A 3,503-nucleotide genomic window follows, 5' to 3' on the forward strand; every position below is an offset into this window, starting at 1 on the left:
GCGCGGGACAGAGCCCGTCCAGCGAAACGCCGAGCGCCAGGGCGAGACGATAGAGGGTGGAGATCTTGGGGCAGCCGACCCCGCGTTCGATCTGGGAAATCCGGGTGCGGTGGAGCCCGGCGCGCCAGCCGAGTTCCTCCTGGCTCAGGCCAAGCGCGCGGCGCCGCGCGCCGACGCGCCGCCCGACCGCCTGCGACAGCGCCGCGACCGAGAGGCCGGGTGCACACCCGCCGCCGAGGGCCTGGTTGCTGGAAGGGGGCGAATCCGTGGTAAAGCTGCTGATAGCCATGACCTGACTCCTGTAGGTAGTCGGGTTGCGGTCAGGCGCGGGGCGGGTGTTCCAGCACCCCCTCGTGCCGCTCGGCCCCGGGCACAGCTTGCGCCCGGAGGTTGAAATGCTACTCTACAGGCGCTCGCCACCTCTATTCAAGAGAAAATATGCTACTAGTCGGACTTATTATTCCATTCAGACAGCCATGAGCCTGACCACCAAGGAACAACTGCGCGGCGCCCGCGCCATGCTGGACTGGACGCAGCAGAACCTCGCCGACCACAGCGGCGTTTCCCTCAGCAGCATCATCCGTTTGGAAACGGGGAGCGGCCCCCTGGCCATCCGCCTGGACACCCTCCAAAAACTCCAAACCACCCTCGAAAAAGCCGGCATCCTCTTCCTCCCCGAAAACGGCGGCGGCCCGGGTTTGAGAACAAGGAAGTAGAGAACTGGCTGCTCGCCCTGCACGGCAAGTTGCAGCGCGAGGGTTTGGTGATCCATGTGGTCGCCGAAGACCTCATCGACTTCACCCCATGCTTGCTGGATTTGAAACCCGGTCCGGCCCTAGAACTCGTCCACGCCGACGAAGTCCGCCGCCCGATAAGGGATTACCGCACGGCGCACTACGAAACCGTCACGGCGAGACACCCGTGCAACTAAACCCCATGTCCAAGTTGCGGGATTTTCGTTGAGATAAATGACGCAAAGCATATCCGCTCTTCCTAAATTTACAAATGCTCGCGGCCCTGCAAGGCGACTGATCAGTTCGCCTCATGGATGAATTGACTTGGCACGGCCTATAGGCGATGCATGATCTCAAGAGAAATACAAACGGGAGTAGCAAGCTAGCTTGCGCTGCCGTTCGACGGGAATTGATGAAATGCCTAAGAGCCAGAGTGTGCTGCGAGTGTTTCTAGCTTCGCCAGGTGATCTTGAAAAAGAGAGATATATAACCCGTTCAGTTGTTGAAGACCTCAATACCTCATTGGCAAGGCGATTTGGTTTCCACTTGGAACTGATGGGCTGGGAAGACACGTTACCTGGCTTTGGAAGACCACAAGCCATCATTAACAGGGATTTAGAGCAATGTGAGTTCTTTATTGGACTTCTTTGGGAGCGTTGGGGCTCTCCAACCGGAGCTTACTCTTCGGGGTTTGAGGAAGAATATGAGATTGCTATAGAAAGTCGCGAGAAGGACGGGAGTCCCGACATAGCGATTTACTTGAAGGACATCGATCCTTTGAGGGCTAAGGACCCCGGCCCGCAACTTCAGAAGGTTCTCAATTTCAAAGACCGATTGGTGTCAGAACGAAAAGTGCTATTCGAGAATTTTTCGACCGATGCAGAGATAGAGAGGAAAGTGAGAGCGGTTCTCACTGACAAGCTTATTACGCTGTGGGAGGACGACCTCGGTGTTAAGCAAAATTCTTCGGAGCGAGACGAGGTTGGTGATGGGCGAGAAGCCGCTAAAGTAGACTCAGATCCAAACCGAAAGCCCCTACTCTCTGTCGAAGAACTCCGATTCCTGCATGGCATTCAAGAACTGGGAGCCGGGGCATCGACGGAGAACATAGATCGATTGGGAGTTGCGAGGCTGAGGTTGTTGAGTGGAGCGCTCCGGACTGATGGCAACGACAAAACGACAATTGGTCCGCATGATGCGAACATATTGTTTTCAAATCGAGAAAGGGTTGCACTCAGTGGTCGAGAGATTGCCGCATTGATCGATGCTGGCATTGCGCATTTTACTCACGAGAACGCTCCAATATGGCACTGGCTCTATGGGGTGACGCATTTCGGTGGTTCGTGGCTGCCTCTTTGTAGCCTAGGTATTTCTCCAGGTGGGAAAGCTGCGGCTATCGATGTCATGAAAGTCGTCCGTGAACCCTTGCCTTTGTCAGTCAAGCCCAACAAAGCTGATTATCTCAGAATGTGGTTGGAAGGCGATGACCAATCTCAAGAAGTGAAGGTTGCAGCGATTCGATATCTTGGAGTGATGGGAAGTTCTGATGATATCGCTACGCTCTTAAGAGAAGTTAACAAAGGAGACTACCGAACTGTTAGTGCAGCCAAGGATGCTGTGCTTGGTTTGGCGTTAGCTGACAGTCGCTCAAAGGCCTTACAACTCCTGTTAAAACAAGAACTGGTTTCAATCAGTGATTCGACGCTTGATCACGTATTTGGTGATGGAAAGGGGATCGATACCAACATGCTACGATCATGCCTGAAGTATCACGAAACCGGAGTCAGAATTCGGGCCATAACTATTCTTCGAGAGCGCAAAGAGATATCTCAGCCTGATGCTAACGCGCTCCTAAAAGATGAGAGTTCCGTCGTTAGGTTGCAGGCTCTGTTGTCGCTGCTTGATGGTGGTCAAGGCCTTCCACTTGGAGAAGCCAGAAGAGCACTCTTGCGTAGGACAGGTGGTGGGTTGTTCTCAGCGATTGGTTCGACTACTGGCCAGGAGCAGTATGATGCCTACCGAGCGCAATATCTCCTGGCAATGACAGAGGCGCAGTTGCTCGCGGCAATAGAGGATGGTCCTCTTTACGAACAAGATGCGTTCATCGCGTTGTGTAACAAAAAATTCTCCAAATACCGCAACCAACTGGTCAAAAGTTTGAAGGTAAACTTCACCGACCGATTTGACGATGCAGTAGCGCGACTTCGAGCTCTTCATGGAGAAGATACACTAGTGGCCGAAGCCGCGTCGTTGCGCGAAAGCTTCACAGCAAACCTGACCAAAAAGGGGCTCGATGTTCTTTGCGAGTTTGGCGATAAGGAAGCTCTTCCATTAGTGAGGCGATTAGTTTCCGAATTTGAAGTGTCGCTTAGTCCACAAATTGCAAGATTTCTAAAACGGTATGGTGAATGGGATGACATCGCCCTGATCGCGGATGCCGTCAATCGGCCAGATAGCCCCCGACGCGCAAGCTTGCTGAGTTTGCCTAATAGACATCGTGATGAGGCAATCCAAGCTATTTACCAGATTGGTAAAAACCGGCTTCTAGAGCTTAGAGCGTGTCTGCGTGATCAGCATCTCATGGCTCCAGTGATCTATATGAGTACAGCGAAAGCTTTCAAGCAGCTTTCCGATGACGATATTCTAGAGCTTTTGAACGATAGGCGAGATCAAGTAAGGCGAGTAGCTGCGCTTAAGTCGGTTTTGCACCTTTCGAAAACCAGAGCTAAGAAGATTCTTCATATCTATCTAGAGAACGATATTTATCGC

The 3,503-nt window shown here is 52.9% G+C and carries 3 protein-coding genes; 2 read left to right on the forward strand and 1 reads right to left on the reverse strand.

All coding sequences use genetic code 11. The annotated features are described in order from the left end of the window. A partial coding sequence (locus IQ256_RS28625; RefSeq protein WP_193859084.1) for a helix-turn-helix domain-containing protein occupies nt 1-289 on the reverse strand: 289 nt, incomplete at its 3' end. Nucleotides 290-476: 187 nt separating this feature from the next. Here IQ256_RS28625 and IQ256_RS28630 point away from each other — a divergent pair. Then, nucleotides 477-716 carry a helix-turn-helix transcriptional regulator gene (locus IQ256_RS28630; protein ID WP_193859085.1) on the forward strand — a complete coding sequence of 80 codons (240 nt, stop codon included), beginning with the start codon at nt 477-479 and terminating at the stop codon, nt 714-716. Nucleotides 717-1,178: 462 nt separating this feature from the next. Next, a partial coding sequence (locus IQ256_RS28635; RefSeq protein ID WP_370623574.1) for a hypothetical protein occupies nt 1,179-3,503 on the forward strand: 2,325 nt, incomplete at its 3' end.

The sequence above is a fragment of the cf. Phormidesmis sp. LEGE 11477 genome (assembly GCF_015207105.1).
Lineage (GTDB): Bacteria > Cyanobacteriota > Cyanobacteriia > Phormidesmidales > Phormidesmidaceae > Phormidesmis.